Origin of the sequence: Aestuariivirga sp. (assembly GCF_965227715.1) — a bacterium.
In the GTDB taxonomy this organism is placed as follows: domain Bacteria; phylum Pseudomonadota; class Alphaproteobacteria; order Rhizobiales; family Aestuariivirgaceae; genus Aestuariivirga.
Genome location: NZ_OZ245771.1, coordinates 1,388,014 through 1,409,639, shown reverse-complemented (window position 1 = coordinate 1,409,639; position 21,626 = coordinate 1,388,014). Strand labels below are relative to the sequence as shown.

19 protein-coding genes are annotated in these 21,626 nt (G+C 61.9%); 7 read left to right on the top strand and 12 right to left on the bottom strand.

What is annotated here, in order from left to right; translation table 11 throughout:
• The first annotated feature begins 136 nt into the window (after positions 1-136).
• Positions 137-904, top strand: coding sequence for an outer membrane protein (locus ACO06F_RS06780; protein ID WP_421695928.1), 768 nt, complete (start codon positions 137-139; stop codon positions 902-904).
• Between the two features lie 126 nt (positions 905-1,030).
• Here the strand turns inward: ACO06F_RS06780 and ACO06F_RS06775 are convergent, their stop codons facing one another.
• From ACO06F_RS06775 to ACO06F_RS06745, 7 genes are all read right to left on the bottom strand, one after another.
• A complete protein-coding gene (locus ACO06F_RS06775; protein ID WP_421695927.1) occupies positions 1,031-2,146 on the bottom strand; it encodes a glycosyltransferase in 1,116 nt (371 codons plus the stop codon).
• 28 nt (positions 2,147-2,174) lie between these two features.
• The gene (locus ACO06F_RS06770) at positions 2,175-3,980 is read right to left on the bottom strand and encodes a tetratricopeptide repeat protein (RefSeq protein WP_421695926.1); all 1,806 of its coding nucleotides are present in this window, start codon (positions 3,978-3,980) and stop codon (positions 2,175-2,177) included.
• A gap of 9 nt (positions 3,981-3,989) precedes the next feature.
• A complete protein-coding gene (locus ACO06F_RS06765) occupies positions 3,990-5,390 on the bottom strand; it encodes an HlyD family type I secretion periplasmic adaptor subunit (protein ID WP_421695925.1) in 1,401 nt (466 codons plus the stop codon).
• Entirely contained in the window at positions 5,356-7,671 is a 2,316-nt protein-coding gene (locus ACO06F_RS06760; protein ID WP_421695924.1) for a peptidase domain-containing ABC transporter, read from the bottom strand. Before ACO06F_RS06760 ends, ACO06F_RS06765 begins: the two co-directional genes overlap by 35 nt.
• An 86-nt stretch (positions 7,672-7,757) precedes the next feature.
• Positions 7,758-9,125, bottom strand: coding sequence for a collagen-like triple helix repeat-containing protein (locus tag ACO06F_RS06755; RefSeq protein WP_421695923.1), 1,368 nt, complete (start codon positions 9,123-9,125; stop codon positions 7,758-7,760).
• Between the two features lie 13 nt (positions 9,126-9,138).
• Positions 9,139-9,510: a hypothetical protein gene (locus ACO06F_RS06750; RefSeq protein ID WP_421695922.1), complete on the bottom strand. Its 372-nt coding sequence runs from the start codon at positions 9,508-9,510 to the stop codon at positions 9,139-9,141.
• Between the two features lie 212 nt (positions 9,511-9,722).
• Positions 9,723-10,433 (bottom strand): Crp/Fnr family transcriptional regulator, encoded by a 711-nt coding sequence (locus tag ACO06F_RS06745; protein WP_421695921.1) that lies wholly within the window; start codon positions 10,431-10,433, stop codon positions 9,723-9,725.
• A gap of 525 nt (positions 10,434-10,958) precedes the next feature.
• Here ACO06F_RS06745 and dusA point away from each other — a divergent pair.
• Positions 10,959-11,927 (top strand): tRNA dihydrouridine(20/20a) synthase DusA, encoded by a 969-nt coding sequence (gene dusA / locus ACO06F_RS06740; RefSeq protein WP_421695920.1) that lies wholly within the window; start codon positions 10,959-10,961, stop codon positions 11,925-11,927.
• A gap of 3 nt (positions 11,928-11,930) precedes the next feature.
• Here the strand turns inward: dusA and ACO06F_RS06735 are convergent, their stop codons facing one another.
• Positions 11,931-12,176, bottom strand: a complete 246-nt coding sequence (locus ACO06F_RS06735) for a DUF1289 domain-containing protein (RefSeq protein WP_421695919.1) — start codon at positions 12,174-12,176, stop codon at positions 11,931-11,933.
• A 72-nt stretch (positions 12,177-12,248) separates the two neighbouring features.
• On the bottom strand, positions 12,249-13,067 hold the full coding sequence (gene cobS, locus ACO06F_RS06730; protein WP_421695918.1) for an adenosylcobinamide-GDP ribazoletransferase: 819 nt from the start codon (positions 13,065-13,067) through the stop codon (positions 12,249-12,251).
• A gap of 62 nt (positions 13,068-13,129) precedes the next feature.
• Between cobS and cobT the strand changes: the two genes are divergently transcribed.
• From cobT to ACO06F_RS06710, 4 genes are all read left to right on the top strand, one after another.
• Positions 13,130-14,155 (top strand): nicotinate-nucleotide--dimethylbenzimidazole phosphoribosyltransferase, encoded by a 1,026-nt coding sequence (gene cobT / locus ACO06F_RS06725; protein ID WP_421695917.1) that lies wholly within the window; start codon positions 13,130-13,132, stop codon positions 14,153-14,155.
• Between the two features lie 8 nt (positions 14,156-14,163).
• Complete coding sequence (locus ACO06F_RS06720; protein ID WP_421695916.1) at positions 14,164-14,766, top strand: uracil-DNA glycosylase family protein; 603 nt, start codon at positions 14,164-14,166, stop codon at positions 14,764-14,766.
• Between the two features lie 62 nt (positions 14,767-14,828).
• The gene (locus tag ACO06F_RS06715; RefSeq protein ID WP_421695915.1) at positions 14,829-15,953 is read left to right on the top strand and encodes an Mrp/NBP35 family ATP-binding protein; all 1,125 of its coding nucleotides are present in this window, start codon (positions 14,829-14,831) and stop codon (positions 15,951-15,953) included.
• A gap of 99 nt (positions 15,954-16,052) precedes the next feature.
• Positions 16,053-16,721, top strand: a complete 669-nt coding sequence (locus tag ACO06F_RS06710; protein ID WP_421695914.1) for a hypothetical protein — start codon at positions 16,053-16,055, stop codon at positions 16,719-16,721.
• Between the two features lie 3 nt (positions 16,722-16,724).
• On the opposite strand, the gene ACO06F_RS06705 is transcribed toward ACO06F_RS06710, so the two are convergent.
• Genes ACO06F_RS06705 through ACO06F_RS06695 form a run of 3 tightly spaced genes read right to left on the bottom strand, consistent with a single transcriptional unit; the run spans position 16,725 to position 19,962 of the window.
• Complete coding sequence (locus tag ACO06F_RS06705) at positions 16,725-17,360, bottom strand: glutathione S-transferase family protein (protein WP_421695913.1); 636 nt, start codon at positions 17,358-17,360, stop codon at positions 16,725-16,727.
• Positions 17,361-17,394: 34 nt separating this feature from the next.
• Positions 17,395-18,402, bottom strand: coding sequence for a universal stress protein (locus ACO06F_RS06700; protein WP_421695912.1), 1,008 nt, complete (start codon positions 18,400-18,402; stop codon positions 17,395-17,397).
• Between the two features lie 9 nt (positions 18,403-18,411).
• Positions 18,412-19,962: an SLC13 family permease gene (locus tag ACO06F_RS06695; protein ID WP_421695911.1), complete on the bottom strand. Its 1,551-nt coding sequence runs from the start codon at positions 19,960-19,962 to the stop codon at positions 18,412-18,414.
• A gap of 263 nt (positions 19,963-20,225) precedes the next feature.
• Between ACO06F_RS06695 and ACO06F_RS06690 the strand changes: the two genes are divergently transcribed.
• Positions 20,226-21,623: a M20/M25/M40 family metallo-hydrolase gene (locus ACO06F_RS06690; RefSeq protein WP_421696636.1), complete on the top strand. Its 1,398-nt coding sequence runs from the start codon at positions 20,226-20,228 to the stop codon at positions 21,621-21,623.
• Positions 21,624-21,626: the final 3 nt, after the last annotated feature.

Below are 21,626 nucleotides of genomic sequence, written 5' to 3'. Positions count from 1 at the left end.
TTGACCACCGTACCCTGACGCGCATACGCTACGAAGTTGGAGACAGTCCTTAGTTACCAATGGCTATCTCTCTTACTGAGACCAAGGCTTCACAACAGCCTGATGCGCGTAACACATGTGTCAACGGAGGCCCTCGATGAACATTCGGACACCCTTACTCGCAGCCGCCGTGGCTGCTCTGCTGAGTACGCAAAGCATGGCAGCGGATATCGTTGAGGCCCCCCCGGCTATACCTTCCTGGACTGCGTTTTATCTGGGGGCGGGTGTCGGCGCGGCGTGGTCGGACTTCAACACCTACGGCAACTACTACAGTGAGTGTGGCTGCGAATACTTCTTCGACTTCCGCGACCTTGCTTACAGCGACAGCGAAACAACCTTCCGTGGCATCGGGCAGCTTGGGTTCGATCTGGAGGTCGGGTCCGGCCTCGTTCTCGGTGCTTTTGGCGACGTGAATTTCGGCCAGCAAGCCGGTGTGTCCAACACCTATCACTACCAGGACAGTTACGATTACGATGTCCATGACAAATTCAGTTATGACCTCGGGGCATTGTGGACCGTCGGTGGACGCGTCGGGTTCGGCGCGGAAAACGCGCTTTTCTACGGCTTGGTTGGATATAGCTGGGCCGACTCCGATTCAAAGCTCTCAATCGGCTGTAACGACGGCACCAGCCAATGCTGGCGCACCGCCAAGAATGACGGGCCGATCAGCGGCTGGACCTTCGGCGGCGGCATCGAATACAAGGGCTGGATGTGGGACGCACTTTCGACCTCTATCGAATACCGCTATACCGATCTTGACGCGATCACCGCCACGGTCCGGGACGGAAGTGACTACTACAGAACGAGAGTCGATCAGGACATTCAGCAGGTCAACCTGGTCTTCAAGTACCGTATCGGAATTTAGTTTTCCCGCCGCTGGGGAAAGTTCGTGTCAGTCGCCGGCGTGGTTCAAACCCGCCGATCTCTGACGCGCCGCGTCCGGCGGTGATGGGAACCCCTGGCCCTCATCACGATGATGTATAATTGCGCCCTAAACTCTCTCTGACCACAGTTTATCGCTGGCGAAGCGCGCATTCGCGGCCACGCGCTGCACTTCGGGTGGCGAAAGTGTACCCGACTGAAGAATCGTCAGGCTCGCGTCAAGGCAGTCCTTGAAGTGTCCTGACCAATACGCATTCAGCGCGTATTCATCCAGCAATCCCGTCTCGTAGATCCAGGGCTCGACGAAGAGTGCGTCAGCTCCAGGCATTGGAGTCCCGAGCCCGCGCTTTGCGATGTCATATCCCTCCTCATAATTCTGCTTCAGCCGGCAGAACTTGCTTGCGCCATGGAAAGCCTCCACTCTGCTTGGCTGTGCGAGGGTAGCGCGAAGATAGGCATCTATGATGTCCCGCTCGGAATGGCGTAGCAGCTCCATCATCTGCGCGGCATAGTAGAGGCTGATGAACACTTCGTCCTGCCAGAAACCCAGCCCGGCGCGGGCCAGATAGTGTTCGAGCGCCCTTTTCCACTCCCGGCAGTCGCGATAGCTCTGCGCCAGATAGAACCGGTAGCGCGCGATCAGGAAGGGGCGCGTCTCCGTTTGCAGCGCAAGCTCCAGAACCGCGGCGTCTCGCCGGTATGTTTCAGGGTCCAGCCGGCGCGCACCATCATGATTGCGCCGCATGAGGATGCCCGCCAGAACTCCTCCAGGCCCCGCGCCCTCGCATGTCAGATATTCATGCAGAACCCCCTCATAACGCCAGGGCATTGTGCTGCGGACCAGCTGAATACGTTGATAGGCGATATTGGAATCGCGAATTTCAATCGGGTAGGAGTCAAAGGTCAGCGCCGGCAAGGAGGTTCCCGGCACGATCTCCAACGTGTCGTCAGCGTCGATGATGAGCGTATAGTCGCCCATCTCCCTGGCCAGTGCAAGCGCTTCAGACCGGTTATGGGCGAAATCCTTCCACGGCCGCTCATAAAGTGTTCCTGGAATGCCGTGCAGAAGACTCCGTATGATATCCTGCGTTCCGTCACTCGATCCGGTATCGACGATCGCCCAACTGTGGATCAGGGGCCGAACGGAATCGATGCAACGGCGGATCACCGCCGCTTCGTTCTTGACGATCATGTTGAGGCAGATTGTCTGATGGGCGGCGCTCATTGGCAATCGCCCTCAATGCACGTACTTTTCATCGGGCGAACTCCGAATCGTGATCTGATCGAGGGGCAGGGGAGCCCGCCATCTCGCGGTCGAGACTTGCAAGTTCCTCTTCTGCCTCGGGAACGCCGAGGGAAGCGGCTTCTGCGTACCAGCGGCGGGCGATCTCAACATTCCTTGCGCCTGCCCAACCATGATGCACGTAGCGTGCAACCATAAGAGCCGCCATCGGATGCCCATGAAGGGCGGCTTCAGCATACCAGTGCAGCGCCTCGTCACGGTCTGGTGGCAGATCGCTTCCGGGCTCATGCAGGGCCCCGAGCGCAAACATCGCATCTGCCTGCCCTGCGGAAATTGCGCGCAGGAACCAGGCCTTTGCCAGTTCATGATTGCGTGTCATTCCGCGGCCCTCGGCATGAAACTCGCCAAGCATAAGCTGGGCCTCTGCCATGCCGGCTTCCGCCGCGCGGGCAAACCAGACTGCAGCCTGCCGGTCGTCCTGCACAATGCCACGTCCTTCTGCCAACATGCGGCCATACCAATACTGCGCTTCCACCACGCCTTCGGCGGCCCGCCGAAGCCAATGAACCGCACGCTGGTCGTCGCGTTCGACACCAACCCCCTCTGCAAGGCAGACCGCGAAATTATAGGCCCCGGTGAGATCGCCGCCTTCCGCTGCATCTTCAAACCAGACATGCATCGGCAGCGTTTCTGGGGAAGCGTCGATGACCAAACCCGATTGCATAAGCGATGCGAGATCCGCCTGTGCAGCAGGGTCCCCGGCCTCCGCTGCCAGTTTGAACCAGACCGCGGCCTCATCCGGATCACGCGCCACTCCCGCTCCGGTCAGGTAGAGCATGCCGAGGGACCTGGCGGCCGATCTGTGCCCGCGCTCTGCTGCAATCCGAAACCAGTGCGCCGCTTCGCAGTAATTCGGCGGCAAGGTGCCGCTGCGCCCGTAAATATCGCCCAGCAGTGCAGCGGCCTCATTGTCGCCGCCGAGTGCTGCACGCCGAAGCCAGCTTTCGCCATTCAATTGGTCGGTGGGGCCTCCGCGCCCCTCAAGCAGGAGCAATCCAAGGCGTGCTTGCGCGTGCGTGAGCCCAGCTTGGGCAGCAACGGCATAATGCTCACGCGCCGCCGCTTCATCCTTGGTCCTTCCGATTGCACCTTCAGCACTCAAGCCCAGCAGATAGGAGATCGTCGGCATCCGCGAATGTCCGGCAGCCTTGAGAAGCTGCTCATGAGCAACCTTTCTATCCTCTGGCGTCACGGCGCGGCGCATGAGGCCGATGACATAGCCAATCTGCCCTTGCGGACAGTTTTGCAGTGCAGACTTCCGATACCACTCAAATGCGGCATCGAGATCGCGCAGCGACTCCGGACCATCTGAAAGTATGAACGCAAGTGTTGCCTGCGCTTCCGGCGCACCCGCTTCGGCGGCACGCCGCGCCCAGAAGGCGGCAGACTGGTAGTCCACGCCGCCATCCGTCATCGTGGGAAAGAGGCCGGCATTGCCTGAAAGACTGCCTTGCGGCAATCCGAGGATCAGGAGTTCGGCAAGACGGCATTGCGCGCCGAGGTGTCCCAGTTCGGCAGCGCGATGATACCAGCGGGCGGCCTCGTGCGGCCGGTGCATCACACCTGTCCCCTCGAGGTAATGTTCGGCAACCGCAAATGCCGATTCAGGATCTCCTGCCTCAGCGGCGATCGCAAACAGCGCAAAAGACCGTTCGGGCGCTGTTGCCGCCAGCCGCATGGCCCGTCTCCGCGCCATTCCCGGTGTGCGGAACACCAACCGGTCAAGCGATCTGGTGAGCACATTCAATGCGGTCATCCTCCCGGCTCAAGGTTCGTTCAGGCTGTTGAAGGCAACCGGCACGATCTTGTCGATGAAATAGGAGAGCACGGTGCGTTTCCCGATATTGACCTCAGCAACAACGGGCATTCCGGGCATCAACCGGAAGCCAGGGGGCGTGTTGTGAAGCATGAGCGCGTCGAGCGATATGTCGCCCTTGTAATAGAGCGTATGCGGTCTGTTCGGCAGAACCGATCCAACCGCCTGGCCAGCGAACTCCGGGCTGAAGCTGTCTGGGCTGATCGCGCGCACCAGGCCCCGCGCGCTGCCATATTGCAGGAAAGGCAGCGTATCGAACTTGATCGTAACCGCATCGCCCGGGCTGATATATCCGCTCTCGACCCCGGAGATATCTGCCTCGACAGACAGCGGTGCATCCGCCGGCACCAGCAGCATCAAAGGCTGAGCACTGCTGACGACGGACCCTACGGATACATCTGCAACCGACAGGACAATGGCATCGCGCGGCGCGGTCAGAACCACGAGTTCGTGGTGAAGGGATGCTTTCGCCAGCTCCTGCTGGGCCTGAACAAGCTTGCCGCGCGTGTCGGCCAGTTCCTGCGAATTCTGCCGGTTCCACTGTTCGATGAATGTCTGCCGCCCCGCCTGTTCGGCCGCAATCCTCGAGCGGGATTTGGCGACACTCGATTCGGATGCTGAAAGGGACCCCTGCATGTTCAGCTTGGCGTCCAGGGCCAGAAGCGTATTGAGCCTGCTTCCGAGTTCGCGCTCTTGCAGATTGCTGCGCATGTTCTCGATGTCGGTGGCAACGCTCAGCCGCGCCCGGTAATAAGTGGCTTGTGACAAGTCGCCCTCGATCTGCGACTCTAGCTCTTCGATCTTCCGGTCGTAGTTCTGCAGGATGGAGTTATATTCATTGGTCTGCTGCTGGAGGATGGACCGTTGAAGAAGCTCATGCGCATTCGACGGATCAACGGCATAGGCCGTCCCTGAGGTCACCGCGAGAAGCCTGGCCGTTTTCGCGCTGAGCAGATCGACTTGATCTTCGATGGCTGAGGCATCCGCCGCCGTAAAGGTGGGATTGAGGCGGGCGAGTATCTGGCCCTTGTGCACAATATCTCCTCTGCGAACCTCGATACTCTCGACGATCGTCTGATCGAAGGGCTGCACGGCGATGTTGGGCGAATCTGCGACCAGCTTTCCGCTCGCCGAGACAATCCTGTCCGTGCTGATCAGCGCGCTGGCGGCCAGAACGGAGATAACGAGCAGGAAAACCGAGAGATTGATCGCGCGTGAAGACGCTGGAATGGGCGTGGCGATGAAGGCCTCGGATGGGCTTCCGAACTCCAGCATGGCAAGCGGAAGCGCATTCCTCTTCGCTGCGCTTTCGGCGCTAGCCGCGGGCGGCGGAAGGAGCAAACGCGACATGGGTTTTTCCTTGTGGCTCGAGATGACGGTTCTGCTGCAGCCAGAGTTTGCGGTAGACGGCACAACGTTCGACAAGATCGCGGTGCGGGCCCAGATCGACCACTTCACCGTGATCGAGGACCAGGATCATGTCGCAATCGACCAGAGAGGAGAGGCGATGCGAGACGATAACCATGGTCCGCCCACGGGAAATGCGCTGAAGGTTCGCATTGATCAGCGCTTCGCTTTCGGGATCGAGCGCCGAGGTTGCTTCGTCAAGGATCATGAGCTTCGGGTCGACGATCAGCGCCCGGGCGATTGCGAGGCGCTGGCGCTGACCTCCAGACAGATTGGGAGACCCTTCCTGAATCCAGGTTTCATAGCCCTGAGGCAGGCGCTCGATAAACTCCTCCGCCCCGGCAAGCCTTGCCGCCCGCACGGCGTCCTCAAAGGTCAGGCCGTGGCGGCCAGCGATGATGTTGTCCTTGACCGAGCCTCTGAACAGGAAATTGTCCTGCAGGACCACGCCGAAGCTTTGGCGAAGGTGCCGCAGATTGATCTCGCGAAGGTCGGTACCGTCAATTTTCACGCTGCCGGAGTAGTCACGGTTTATTCCCATCAGCAGCCGCGCGATTGTCGACTTGCCAGAACCGGACCGGCCAACCAGCCCGACCATTGTGCCGGGCGGAATGGAAAAGCTGACCTTGTCGAGGGCGGGAACCTTGGTGCCCTCATACTGAAACGTCACGTCCTCGAAGCTGATGCCGCCTTCGAATTTCGGGCGCAGGCCGTGGCTCATCGCGTGCCTCTCGGTCTTGCGATTCAAGACCCAGCCCACCTGGGCAAGCGACAGCCGCGCTTCCTGAACATCCTGAAGGAGGCGCGCGAGACTGACCAGCGGAGACGCCACCCGGCTCCCGAGCATCATGAACCCGATCAAACCACCCACCGAAACCGGGTCCGCCGAGGTCAATGCAATATACGCACCCAGCACAAGAACGCCGACCTGGGTGTACTTCTCAAACGGCATCACCAGCACCATGGGCCAATTGCTGAGGCGCCCGAGCTGCAGGTTGATTTCACCGACCTTGGCCACCCTTTCGTCCCATTCGGCGGCGCGCGTATCCTCAAGACACAAGGATTTCACCGTGCGTATTCCGTAGATGCTTTCAACGAGCGTTGAGCCCTTGTCAGACTCGGCCTGGATCTGCCTCTTGGTAATGCCCTCAATCGACTTGAGGAAAACAGCGATGATCAATGCGATGCAGCCGGCGGCGGCCAGAACCGTCCAGGCGAGCGTGGCCTGCATGTAGAAGAGGATCGGCAGCAGGAGCAGAACCATGATCACGTCGATGAAGGTCGTCATCATGCGGCCGGTAAGGAATTCGCGGACGCGATAGAGCTGACCGATCTTGTAGGACAGCTCGCCTGCTTGGTTGCGTTCGAAGAAATCGAGCGGAAGGGTCATCAGACGATCGAAAATCGCGAGGTTCAATCGCGTGTCGAGACGGCTCGCCAGGATGACGAGGAGCATGCGCCGTGACCAGGAAATGAGCATCTCAAACACCAGCGCAATGAGCAGGACCACCGCGATCAGCGTCAAGGTGTTGAAGCTCTGATACATCATCACCGTATTGAGCGTGGTCATGATCATCAGCACAGGCAGCGTGCTGAGTATGCTGATTGTGACGGAGCCCACGGCGACATCCCGCAAGATGGTCTTTTCGCCCCAGACGAGCCGCGTGAGCAGTGCGAGGTTGAAGGGTTTCTCCTCGGCGGCATCTCCGCGCGGTGCCCGCACCAAGAGGCATGTGCCGTCCCACACCCGCTTGAGGCTGAGTTCGTCCACCGGCACGTGGGCCGCTCCGGCACGAGCGCGGGGATCGAGCAGCAGAAGGATGCGCTTTTCGCGGTCCCGGCCCACCACCACAGCAGCTCCCCCTCCCGCAAGGAGAAGCAGGATGGGCGCCGGACTGTCAATTTTCAAAAGGTCATGAAAGGAAATGCGGAGGCCTTTGGCCAGAAGTCCCGATTGTTGGAACCAGTCGACCAGTATGGGCATGCTCGGCACACCCTGCGCCGCTGCGCGCTGTGCCGTTTGGGGGTCGGGGTAGACGCCATGGTATCGCGCGATGGTCATCGCGGCGTGGAGGCGGGCTTGAAGTTGCTCGCCACTCTGTTCGGTGCCGTCCTCTTCAATCGCATGGTCTTCAGCTGCCGTGCCAAACGCGGCGTGTGGGACGGTAAGCAGCAACCTTTCACGCTGGCTTGCAGGCGTTGCGGGGAAGCTGGCATCTGTCATGTCGGGGTACCGTTCAGCTATGTCCGGAACAGTGAAGCTGAAGAGACCGGCGCCTGCCCGCCGGCCTCTTCAGGTGACGCCATGTGTCAGTGCCTGGATGCGGTCCAGGCCTGCGCGGAGTTCGTGTAGCCCAGGGGTGCAGTCGCACCCGACGTGCTCAACGGATCGAAGGAAGCACCTGCTGCGCCGGAGCCAGATGTTTCGCTGGTGGAAATCAGCGCGGCCGATCCCTTCTGCGAGATTTCACTCAAGCTGGGACCATGGGCACTGGTCTTGCCCACTTTGCTGGTATCCGCCGTCTTGCCCAAACCAGTCGCCGTGCTGGTCGAGCGGCTGGACGCAAACTTCATGGTGCTGGCGCTGCTGCTGCTGGAGCTCCTGGGCTTGCAGGGTACAACGTGCCCCGCGGGACCCGTAGGCCCCGTCGGGCCAATGGGACCTGTGCTGCCAGTCGGGCCCGTTGACCCGCTTGCACCTGTAGCACCCTTTGGTCCCGTTGCTCCCGTCGAACCTGTTGCTCCGGTCGAACCTGTTGCTCCGGTCGAACCTGTTGCTCCGGTACCTCCTGTCGCGCCAGTTGCACCGGTCGCGCCAGTGGAACCGGTTGATCCCGTTGCACCGGTGGCGCCCGTTGCGCCAACTCCACCTGTGGCGCCCGTCGCACCTGTGGCTCCAGTTGATCCCGTGGCACCGGTCGCACCCGTCGTACCAATTCCTGTGGCGCCGGTCGCGCCAGTGGCCCCAGTCGCGCCCGTCGCACCTGTTGCTCCGACGCCAGTGGCACCTGTCGCGCCCGTGGCCCCAGTCGCGCCCGTGGCCCCAGTCGCGCCCGTCGCACCTGTTGCTCCGACGCCGGTGGCACCTGTCGCCCCTGTGGCTCCAGTCGAGCCCGTGGCCCCAGTTGCGCCCGTCGCACCTGTTGCTCCGACGCCCGTGGCACCTGTCGCACCAGTGGCCCCAGTCGCACCAGTAGCGCCGATGCCCGTGGCTCCGGTCGCACCAGTGGCTCCGGTTGATCCCGTAGCTCCTGTAGCTCCAGTTGCTCCCGTGGCACCCGTGGCACCGGTTGCACCTGTGGCGCCGGTCGTGCCAACGCCCGTAGCACCGGTTGCACCCGTCGCACCCGTCGCACCTGTGGCGCCGGTGGCACCCGTCGCACCTATTGGCGCCGAGATGATCTCGACGGTGAAGTTCATGTTGGTTTGAGGGTCGGTTCCAAGCGTCTGGATCGTTCCGGCCTGATTATAGACGATGATATCGGCAATACTCTGATTGTCCGGCAGATAAACAAGAGCCGAATATGATGCGAGTTGAGGGGTTGATCCGGTTGCCGCCGTGTTCGCAGCGGTCGTGTTGCTGGCGCTGCCGAGTAACGTGTAGGTTCCATCACCATTGTTGTGGTAGATGAACATGGTCGTACCGGCAACATCGCGGCCACTTACTTCAACTAACATGTCATCAACTCCGTTAGTGGGATTTCATTGAGTTTGAATGAGCGCTCGCGCGCGCACTGCCGGAGTTCACCGCTCCTGCATGCAGCACGCCTCCGCCGGAGCATGCTGTGAGGGTGAAACGCTCCAGGCGTCCCTCGCTGGCGGAGTCATCCGTAAGGCTGACGTCCGAGGCTGAAAATTCAGCAGGCAGAGGGAAGGTCACGCTGAACTGCCCAACTTGGATGCCCGGCGGGCGGCCGCGCTCGAGCTGCGTTACGATGTGGCCCGATCCAATGAGCACATAGCTGTCCGCCACTCTGTCATGGCACCAGATATACACGATATTGGCGCCGGGGTTCGGATTGACACCCGCCACGTTGAAATAGCTTTGCTGAGAGGTCTGCATGTCGGACTCCACAATGACACAATCATCCTTATGGAGTTTCGCCGCCCCGATATGGTCAAAGTAGCTCGCATCGCAAAGTTTTTGAGAGCGCGATCAACTCCGCGCACCGTGCAGCCTGAAGATGATGAGACAGGAAAATTGCGTGACCGCGAGAACAACCCTCTCAGGCTTGTCCGGTCCTTGGCGAACGAAGTTATCGCCTGACGTCGCGTTCAATCCAATAAATCGTCGCATCGCACGCTAAGTGGCGTGTCCCTGCGGAGGTGCGGCTGATCGTGCAGGACGACGTTCAACAGCGAACTGTGCACCGTAATTGAACTATTATAGTCAATATATCCCAGGTTCCGGAACTTGTTCATGAAAAAGCTGACACGGCTGCGTGTCGTTCCGATCATATCCGCGAGTGTCTCCTGGCTTATCTTGGCAAGCATGGGGCGGGGAGCGCCGTCACCACCAAAATTTGCAAGCAGCAGAAGCAACCGCGCCAGCCGCTTTTCACTGGAGTTGAACAGCTGGTCGACCAAGTCCGCTTCGACCCGCAGCGTCCGCGTCAAGAGGTAGTGAATGAATCGATCGGCGAAGTCCGGCTTCTCGCGAAGTGCACGAAGCATGGCCGCCTTTTCCAATCTCAGGATTGCGCAGGCGGTGAGTGTGGTTATGGTGGCCAACCGCTGCTCTTGACCGGCCAGACAGGCCTCGCCAAAAAAATCTCCGATGCCGAGAAATGCGACAACCGCTTCCTTCCCCTGTTCGGAGACCACCGTGACCTTTACTTCGCCGGAGCGAATGAAGTGGACAGCGTTGGCTGCCTCTCCTTGAGAAAAAACAAACTGGCCCATCGCATAGTTGGTGACGTTCGGGCCGGTGCCAATCGTTCCTAGATAATCGTCAAGATCAAAAGCTAACTCGTTTGGACTGGACATGTGAACACGCTGTCCTCCTTGTATCTCAACCGCCCATTGTTAAACTGGGTCAATAACTCACACCAGAATGGTCAATATTGATCATCTTTGCGGGGTTTCGTCCACGCACTGGGAGTAGCTACAGGTTGCATACATTCAATTTCTTCAATTAAATTACTTTTCTGCTGATCCAACCTCACCCGATCCACCGTCCAGACCCGGACTTCCTCAGGGCCGTCGCGGATACTTATCTCCCTCGCCAGTGGTCTTGCTGCGGCGCGCCCACAACGTGATATGAGGGCCGGTGGACTGCGGGGTGAGCTGCCGCTGACCTTTCGTCCGGCACCTTCGGGAGACTTGGTTTGTGGTATCAAACCCCGCGGCCATCTCATGTTGCCGCCCTCGGTCCGCGCAACGTGTACGTGACGGGCAGAATGAGATAGATCTCAGCAAAATTCCTGCGTAACAAACGGCGCGCGGCACTCCCACGAAGACACGAGCGGTATTGCATTGAATCATAAGGAAAAAATTTTCGCGGTCGCCCCCATGATGGACTGGACGGACCGGCATTGCCGGGCCTTCCACCGCCAGATCACGCGCCATGCGCTGCTTTATACCGAAATGGTCACCGCGCGCGCCATCCGCCATGGCGACCGGCAGCGCCTCCTGGGATTTACGGAGATCGAGCAGCCGGTGGCCCTCCAGATCGGCGGCAGCGAGCCGGAACTCCTGGCGGAAGCCTCGAAGTGGGGTGAGGATTTCGGCTACCGCGAAATCAACCTCAATGTCGGCTGTCCGTCTGACCGGGTCCAGACCGGCCGCTTCGGCGCCTGCCTCATGGCGGAGCCGGAACTCGTGCGGGATTGCCTGGGGGCGATGCGGGCCGCAGTCCGGGTGCCCGTCACCATCAAGTGCCGGATCGGCATTGATGAGCAGGACGAGGAGGAAGATTTCACCCGTTTCGTGGAAACGGTCATGCAGTCGGGTGTGACCACCTTCATCGTCCATGCCCGCAAGGCCTGGCTCAAAGGCCTCTCGCCCAAGGAGAACCGTGAGGTGCCGCCGCTCAACTACGCGCGGGTCTATGCCCTCAAGAAAAAGCATCCCGGGCTCACCATTCTTGTCAATGGCGGCATCGAAACCATGGATGATGCAGTGGCCCATCTGGACCATGTCGATGGCGTCATGCTGGGCCGCGCCGCCTATCACACGCCCTGGATCCTGCATGAGGTCGACCACCGCATCTATGGCGCCCCGCAAGAGCTGGATGTGACGGCGCTCGACATGGTGGAGCGCATGAAACCCTATATTTCCAAGGAATTGGCGGAAGGCGTGTGGCTCCAGAACATCACCCGCCACATGCTGGGCCTGTTCCACGGCCAGCCCGGCGGAAAGCTCTGGCGCCGTGTTCTCTCGGAAGAGGCCTCGAAGCCAGGTGCTGGGCTGGACGTGCTGGACAAGGCCGCAGCCGAAGTGGCATCACGACTCAAGCCGATGAACGTGGCCGCCGAATAGGGCTCAGCCGCCGTTCAGCGCCTGAATCCGTCCGGCTCGCCCGCCGCGCCTGGTCTTGCGCTTGGTGAGTTGCTCCACCCGGTGGCCAAGCTCTCCCATCACCGCCCGCCGCTCCTCGGGAGACATGCCGAGCCAGCCGCCGATCTCGCCCCGCGTGCGCCCGCAGCCGATGCAAAAACCGGTTTCGGGATCAACCACGCAGATCTTGATGCACGGCGTCTCGATGGCAATCTGGTTGGGTGCATTCATGTTTGAAAACATAGTGATGATCGGGTTCTTTCAAAGCCGGGAAACGCCGCTCGATGGCTCAAAAGCGGCGCATCACGAAAACGCAACCGCCGCCGCATAGACCGCAAGCATCGCCGTCTCCGCCAGGATCTGGCCCGCCCCGCACACATCCCCCGTCTGCCCGCCGATCTTCCGCATCGCCAGCGCGCGCACCATGGCCAGCGCCAGCCCGCCCGCCACCAGCGCCAGCACGCCCGCTTCTGGCGAGAGGACCAGACTGCCGCCGATTCCCGCCCCAATCCCGCCGATCGCCAGCGCCAGCAGCGTGGTGTTGCGGCCGGGCTGGCCCGCGAGCACGGATAGCCCGTTGGCGCGCGCGGGCCTGGTCGCCCACAGCAGATCCACCATCAGGGCCCGCGAAAAGGCCGCAGCACCCGCCACCAGCACCAGAATGGCGATGGGCCGCAGCTCCAACAGCGCCGTCAGCAGCGAAGCGCGCATCAGAATCGTGATGATGAGGGTCAGCGTCCCGTAAGCGCCGATCCGGCTGTCCTTCATGATCTCGAGGCGTTCCTCGCGCGTGGCGCCGCCGCCGAAACCATCGGCCACATCTGCCAGGCCATCTTCGTGAAACGCGCCCGTCAGCATGGCGGCGATGGCAAGGGCGAAGAGGCCTGCAAACAAATCCGGCAGCCGCGCCAAATGGGCAAGCACCAGCGCTGCTGTTGAAAACGCGCCGATCAGCATGCCGACCACGGGAAACATCCACATGGAATCGCGCAAGGGTGGGGGGTCCACCGTGCGCACGAACGGCACCGGCAGGCGGGTCAGAAATCTGAGCGCCGTCAGGAAGGAGGCAAAAGGCCTGAACCGCCCCCGGTGTACGCTGCGAGGCTCGAACGCGTCGCTCATGATAATTGGCAGACCCGATTCCTGTGGTGAATTGAGCTCGTAAATAGGAGCCTTCTTCGCAAATGACAAATGCATCAACCGGATTGCCTTTCGATGATATCCGCAGCCTTGTGAAGGACTTTCCCGGCCCGGACCTTGAGGCCGTGCGCGCCTGCCGTGCGCGGGAAGGCCAGCTCACCAAACCGCCCGGCGCATTGGGCCGCCTCGAAAGCCTGTCGGAATGGCTCTGCGCCTGGCAGGGCCAGCACCCGCCAAAGGCGGAGCGCGTGGTCGTTGCAGTCTTTGCCGGAAACCATGGCGTGGTCGCCCAGGGCGTGGCGGCCTTCCCGCAGGACGTGACACGCCAGATGGTCGCCAATTTTCAGAATGGTGGTGCTGCGGTGAACCAGATCTGCAAGCGGTTCGACTTAGGCCTCAAAGTCTTCGAACTGGCCCTCGAAAAGCCCACGCGGGACATCACCCAGGATGCAGCGCTCGATGAGGCGGACTGTGCAGCCACCATGGCCTATGGCATGGAAGCAACCGAAGGCTGCGACATTCTTTGCATCGGCGAAATGGGAATCGGCAACACCACCATTGCCGCGGCCATCGCCCATGCCCTCTATGGCGGCGAGGCGGAGGATTGGGTTGGCCCCGGCACAGGCGTTGATGCCGAAGGCCTGAAACGCAAGGCGGATGCCGTCCGCCGCGCGGTGGCCCTCCACAAGGCCCATCTGGGCGATCCGCTGGAAGTGCTGCGCCGCCTGGGCGGGCGTGAACTGGCCGCCATGGCCGGCGCCGTTCTCGCCGCACGCCTGCAGCACATCCCTGTCATCATCGATGGCTATGTGGCAACCGCCGCAGCGGCGGTTCTGAAAGCGATGCGGTCCGATGCGCTGGACCATTGCGTGGCAGGCCATCTCTCCGCCGAACCGGCGCACCGCCGCCTGCTCGAACAACTGGGGCTGAAGCCCATCCTCGAACTGGGCATGCGCCTGGGCGAGGGGTCGGGCGCTGCCATGGCCGCAGGAATAGTCAAGGCCGCGGCAGACCTCCACAATGGCATGGCCACATTCGAATCCGCAGGTGTCAGCAACAAGGAGGCGTAGGAGGGGCCATGCGCCTCGAAGCGCTCCTCGAACACGTCCGGGCCTGCCGTGCCTGCGTCGAAAGCCCGGCCGGAAAGCCCCTGCCGCACCCGCCGCGCCCTGTGCTGCAGATGGCGGCCGAGGCCCGCATCCTCATTGCGGGGCAGGCGCCGGGCGTGCGGGTGCATGCCTCGGGGCAGCCCTTCACCGATCCCTCGGGCCAAAGGCTCCGCAGCTGGCTGGGGGTGGATGAAGCAAGCTTTTATGATCCGCGCCGGTTTGCCATCCTGCCCATGGGCTTCTGCTTTCCGGGGCTTGATGCGGCAGGTGGCGATCTGCCGCCGCGGCCTGAATGCGCGCCGCTGTGGCGGGCGCAGCTCATGGCGGAGCTGCCCAATCTGGCCCTCGTCATCTGCCTGGGCGCCCATGCCATGCGCTGGCACATGGGTCCGCTGTTCCCCGGCACGGTGGATGGCGCGGTGCGGGCCTGGCGGAACGCCGCCGCGCTCAGCCTCCCGGTCTTTCCGATGCCGCACCCCTCCTGGCGCAACAGCGGCTGGCTGAAACGGAACCCGTGGTTCGAGGCGGAGCTTCTTCCCGCATTGCAGCTGCGCGTTGCAGCCCTCCTCTGAGCGCGCCTTGAAGCCCCGTGCTTCGCAGTCTAGATGTCCAAAGCACAAAGGATTCAAACCACATGGCCACGCTCACGCAAGACGACGTCCTCTCGGTTCTGAAGCGCATTGCAGCACCTGACGGGCGGGGCAACGTCGTCTCCGCCGGGCTCGTCTCCGATATCGCCATCAAGGGCGGAACGGTGATGTTCGCGCTCACCACCACGCCCCAGCATGTGCGGACAATGGAGATTCTGCGCGGTGCTGTCGAGAAGGCGGTTCTCGGTATTCCCGGTGTCGAAAAAGCCATGGTGGCCCTGACGGCCGAACGCCCGCCGCAGCAGGGGAAAGCGCCTCCGCCAGCGCAGCCGGGGCAGGCAGCCCCGCGCGGCAGCGGCATTCCCGGCATCAAGCATCTGGTTGCCGTTGCATCGGGCAAGGGCGGTGTTGGCAAGTCCACCACCGCCGTCAATTTGGCCTTGGCGCTTCAGTCGCTCGGCCTCAGGGTCGCGGTGCTCGATGCGGATGTCTATGGCCCCTCGATCCCCAAGCTCTTCGGCCTCACGGGAAAGCCCGAGCCCTCCAGCGCCGAAGGCAAGAAGATGAAGCCGATGACGCGCTATGGCGTCGAGGTCATGTCGATCGGCTTCCTCGTGCCTGAGGATACGGCCATGATCTGGCGCGGCCCGATGGTGATGTCAGCCCTCACCCAGCTTCTGCGCGATACCGAGTGGGGCCCGGCGGATGTCATGGTGATCGACATGCCCCCTGGCACAGGCGACGTGCAATTGACCCTCGCTCAGCAAACGCCCCTCTCGGGCGCGGTAATTGTCTCGACGCCGCAGGACCTGGCCCTGATCGATGCGCGTAAAGGCCTGAACATGTTCAAGAAAGTGAACGTGCCGGTGATCGGCATTGTTGAAAACATGAGCTATTTCGTCTGCACGGCCTGCGGCGAGCGCCATGAAATCTTCGGCCATGGCGGCGCCAGGGAGGAGGCGGCCCGGATCGGCGCGCCCTTCCTCGGCGAGATTCCCCTCGACAAGGAGGTCCGGTTGCGCTCGGATTCAGGGGAACCCATTGTGGCGACGCTGCCGGACAGCCTGCATGCCGCCCTGTACCGTGATGTGGCGCGGCAAGTCTGGGCCAGCCTGGAGGGTGGGGCCCTGGCCCGCCCGGCCCCGCGAATCGTGCTAGAAAGCGAATAGTTTACGTAAGTGCGGATTGATGAAAAATTAACCGCATTTGCGCTGATTAGGGTGAAGTGAAAACTGCGGGCGAATCGTACGCGCCCGGGGAGGGGTGAGATGGCCAAACTGATGTGGATCTGCGGCATTCTGCTGTCTGCGGCGGGTATTGCAATCGGCGTCATCGTCCTTGTGGGTCCGGCCCAGACCGGCTTTGCCAGCCTGGATGCCGCTGCCATTCTGCTGGTTGGCGGTATTCTCGCGGTTGGTTTGGGCGGCGTGATTGACGGTCTCCACCGGCTGCCACTGGAGCAGGGCGATGTGTATGTCGCAGCCCCGCCACCCGCAGCAGCCCCTGCAGCATCTGCCGCACCCATTCCGGAATTCGGTCCCCGCGTTGGCAAGGCCGCCGCCGCGGCCGTTGCGGCCACCTCCATGCCGGAGGTGTCCGAACCCACCCGTGACACGATCCAGGCGCTGGAACAGGCCCGCCAGAAAATCGAACAGGCCTTCGACACCAAGAAGCCCTCGCCAGAGCCTGCTGCTGCGCCAGAGCCCGAGCCAGTGCTGGAAGAAGAGGAAGCGATCGTCGAGGAGGTCACCATCGAGGAGGAGACCGTGGACGACGGTCAGCTCTATGTGGTGGAGGAGCGCGTCATCCGCAGCCACCCCGCCCGCGTCCTGTCGGACGGCACGGTTGAGGCCGAAACCGGGGAAGGCTGGATGCGCTTCGAAAACCTCGAGCACCTTGACGAATATCTGGACGCGACCGAACCCGCCAAGGGCTGAGCCTCAGGCAGTTTTCGCGGGGCTCCTCGGCATCAGCTCATAGGGGTGCTTCCATCCCGGCAGCGCCTGAATGCGGTCGAGCCATTTGAGCACATTCACATGCGGCTCCAGCGGCACCGCCAGCTCCTCGCCATAGAACAGATAGCCCACCATGGAGAGGTCCGCGATGGTGGCGCGCTTGCCGATGATGAAGGGCCGCTCCGCCAGATGCAGATCGACGATCTTGAGCGCGCTGACAACGCGGTTGCGCAGGAATTCTGTCACCGGCGTCTCGCCCGTCTTCGCAAACCGGGTGAGGAAGCGCAGCGTGGCGAGGTTCGCCGTGAATTTGTGATTGTCAAATAAGATCCAGCGCCAGATTTCGCGGCGTTCATCATCGCTCTTCGGCCCGAATTTGCGGGTGGCCTCCGCCAGATAATCGAGGATTACGCCGGATTGGCTGAGCGAGCGTCCCTCATGCTCAAGAACCGGCACCTCGCCCATCTCATTGACGCGCGCGCGATATTCAGGCGTTCTGGTTTCGCCGTTGAAGAAGTCGACCCACACCGGCTGCCAGTCAAGCCGGCAAAGCTCCAGCATCAGGGCCACCTTATAGGCATTGCCCGATTCACCCATGCAGTAGAGCCTGTAATCTGCCATCCGCGTCCTCCGCCGAAAGTTGGGGCCGATGTTGCTATCTGACGTCCAATACGCTGGACCGCGCCTTGCGGACGACATCGGTCGCCGTCGAACCGCGCAGCAGGCGTTCGAGTCGCGAGCGCCCCTCGTCCGTCACCACGATCACCTTATAGACAGCACCGCTCTCCACGATCTCCTCCGCAGGCCGGCCGACGGCGATGCGGGTGTCGGCCACATGGATTTTCATCGCCTTGAGCAGCGCCTTGGCATTGGCCACGGCCTCGGCCGCTGCAGGCTTTCCCGCCGCACTGTCAGCAACCGAGAACAGCGTGATGGGCTCTCCGGTCACATCCGCCAGCACCGCCGCGCGCCGCACCGCCTGCATGGAGCGTGAGGTGCCGTCCGTGCAGATCAGATAGCCCTTACGCTCGAAACTGTTCCGCGCCACCAGCACGGAGCAGGGGGCCATGGTCGTCACCGTCTGGACCACGCCTGAATCGAAGAATGCCATGATCTCGCCGCGCCAGCGCGAAGGCTCCCCCATGATGATGAGGTTGTAGGGCCCCAGCTCATACTGGTCGAGAATGCCATTGGCCACATCGGGCGCGGTCTTCAGCTTCAGCACCACGGCGCGGCCTTCGGGACTGCGGAATTCCAGCTTGTTGTCGCCTGCAGGGTCGCCCCAGGCATCGCTGCGCTGCGCCTCTTTCGGCCAATCGGAAACGTCGATTCCCTCTTCCTTCAGAACCTCGAGCGCGCGCTTCAGGTGGGTGACGCCGGGGATCTCGAAACCTGATTCGAGCAGGCTCTCGCGCGCAAGCCGCACCTGCAGCCCGCCTGATTGAAGTCCGGAATCGATCGGGCGCACGAACAGCACGATGAGGTCGCAATTGTCCTGCACGCAATAGCGCGCCGCAAAGCGCACGGTAACGAGGGCTTCCTCCGTCCCGTCAATGCAGGCAAGAATGCGAAAGCGGTTCCGCCGCTGCGCCCGCAAATTCTGCAGCGTCTTCTGGACCGCCGCCTCCTGCCGGTCCGAGAGGGTGGAGCGCTTGAACAACATCACCTCAATCTAGGGAGTGAGCAGCGGCCAGTACAGCACCGAAATCGCCAGCAGCACCACGAAGGACAAGAACATCATCCGGATGCCGACCTTGAAGAAGTCGCTGCCCTTCAGGAAACCCGAAGCATAGATGATGGTGAAGGCGGGCTGGGCCGCAGGCGTCAGATAGCCGAAGGCGGATGAGATCGCCGTGATGAAGCCGGCGTCGATCGGGTCCTGATGCGCCGTCACCGCCGTCTTCAGCACGATGGGCGCCAGCACGGCCACGGCCGCACCTGCCGTCATGGTGTTGGACACGCCGATGGTGAGGAGCGAGATCACCGCATTGAACCCCAGCGCGTCACTGGCGCCGATCTGGCGCATGGCGGCAAACACGCTGTCGGCCACCCAGGCGGCAGCACCCGTGGCTTTCATCTCGACACCAAGCGAGATGGCCGCAGCATAGAGCAGCACCACACCCCAGTTGACGCCGGAATTGATGTCCTCCCAGCGCACCAGGCCCAGGATCAGGAACACGGCCGCGCCGGCAATGGCAATGGTGCCGAGGCCGAATGTGTTGGACAGCGTCACCCAGCCCACGATGGTGAGGCAGAAGATGAAGATCGTCAGCCACTCGGACGCCCGCATCGGCCCCTGCATGGACACTTGCGTCCGCAGCCGCGAGACCGCGCGGGACATGTCGGTGACTTCGGGCTTGAAGGTGAGCATCAGCACCACCGTCACCAGCGGCAGGCGCAAGATGAACATCGGAAAGGCGTAGATGATCCAGGTCACGTAATCCATCAGGTAACGGTACGTCGCGGGATCGGCAGGATTGTAGAAGAAGTCCTTCCAGTAGCTGATGATGATGGCATTGCGCGCGCCGCCCGAAGGCGTGGCCACGCCGGCAATCGAACAGCCATAGGAAATCGAGAACAGCAGCACGGCTGCAAGATTGTGAACCTTGCGCGGGTCATTGGAGGTGAGCGTGATGAGCGTGACACCCACCGGCAGCATCATCGCCGCCACAGTGTGCTCGCCGATGAAGGCCGCGATCACGCCGCACACGGCGGTGATCCCCATGCTGATCGCATAGACATTGGTGCCCGTCATCCGCACGATCCACCAGGCAATGCGCTTGTCCAGCCGCTGGCGCACAATCGCCACCGCCAGCATCAGCGAGCCCATGATGAACAGAACCGAATCCGTCATCAGGCTCTGCGCCACCTTGGTGGGCTCCACCTTGAGCAGCACCACTTCGCCCACGATGATCAGCAACGGCACGGTCGGAAGCGGAATGGGCTCGGTGATGAACAGCATGGTCGCCATCAGGGACATCACCAGCACCACCTGGCCATGGTGGGTAAGGCCGTCAGGCGTCGGTGCTGCCATCAGCAGGAAGCCAACCACCATGGTGATGATGAACCAGCGCCGCTTCCACAGGAAAGCCAGGTCCATGTCGCCCATGAAGGCGAGCAGGCGCTGGTACCCCCGGCGGCGGATGCGCCTCAGGCCAGCGGAAGGTTCATGCGCCTGAAGGCTGTCGCGTGCGAGTGAGAAGGGCTCGGGGCCTGCGGTCATGCAACTGCCCCATGTGGAAAGAAGCCCTCATCCGCCCTTCGGGCACCTTCTCCCATTGCTGCGCAACGGGAGATGGGAGAATGGTCATGATGTCCCTTCTCCCGTCCGCAGGATGGGAGGAGGTGGCCGAGAGGCCGGATGAGGGCCACTTGCCCCCAGTCCCCCTGCCAAAAAGCGGAAATGTTCTTGCGCCCAGCCCTCGCACTTGCCGCAGGGGCGCCCCGCGTGACATTGTCCCGCCGGGCAAGCTCTATGGTGAAGACGTGGTGCATCCGAAAACAGTTCTGGCAGAAATAGATCAACAATTTCCTCAAAGCCTTGCCCGCCTTTTCGAACTGCTGCGGTTTCCGAGCATCGGCACGGATCCTGCGCATCATGGCGATTGCCGCAAGACGGCGGAATGGCTGGCAGCGCAGCTCACCGGGCTGGGCTTCAAGGCGGAGCTGCGGAAGACCACGGGCCAGCCTCTGGTGCTGGGCCGTTATGCTCCGCCAAAGGCTGCCGGTCTTCCGCATGTGCTGTTCTACGGCCATTATGACGTGCAGCCCGCCGATCCGCTGGAGCTTTGGACATCCGCCCCCTTTGCGCCCGAAATCCGCAAGGGCAAGGATGGCAAGGATGCAATTTTTGCGCGCGGCGCGTGTGACGACAAGGGCCAATTGATGACCTTTCTGGAAGCCAGCCGCAGCTGGCTGAAGGTACACGGGTCACTTCCCTTCCGCCTCACCGTGATGATCGAGGGCGATGAGGAGAGCGACCCCGCCCACATCGATAGCTTCCTCAAAGCCCGCGCGCGTGAATTTCCCGCCGATGTGGCCTTCATTTGCGACACGGAGATGTGGGACGGCCGTACCCCCGCCATCAACACCAGGCTTCGCGGCTGTATGGGCATCGAGGTCAGCGTGATAGGCCCAAAAATCGACCTGCATTCCGGTCTTTACGGTGGCCCGGTGCAGAACCCCATCAAGGTGCTGAGCCGCATCCTTGCAAGCGTTCATGATGCCAAGGGCCGCATCACCATTCCGGGCTTTTATGACGGAGTGAAGCCGATCCCCCCAAAGCTCCGGAAGCAGTGGGAGAGCCTGAAATTCCCGGCGAAAAAATTCCTGGGCGAAGTCGGCCTCTCCGTTCCCGCAGGCGAACAGGGCTATTCCGCGCTGGAGCAGATGTGGGCCAGGCCCACGGCGGAAGTGAACGGCATTTATGGCGGCTATCAAGGGCCCGGCAGCAAGACGGTGCTGCCGTCGGAAGCCACCGCCAAGCTCACCTTCCGACTCGTCGAAGGCCAGGACCCGAAGAAGATCCGCAAGGCGTTCAAGGCCTTTGTCAAAAGCCGCCTGCCGAAGGATTGCAAGGTGCGCTTCGATGACAGCGGCGGCGACTCGAGCGGCATCGCCGTTCCGGAAGGAACACCGTGGGTGAATGCGGCACGCAAAGCCCTGAAAGAGGAATTCGGCCGCGATCCCGTGATGATGGGGGCCGGCTACTCGATTCCCGTGGTCGAATCCTTCAAGAAGCATCTGAAGGTGGACAGCGTTCTCGTCGGCTTTGCGAAATCCGACGACAACCCCCATTCGCCAGACGAGAAATATGAAGTGGACAGCTTCCGCCGTGGAATCCGGAGCTGGACCCGCATCATCGCGCAATTTGCAACAGAGTAACTG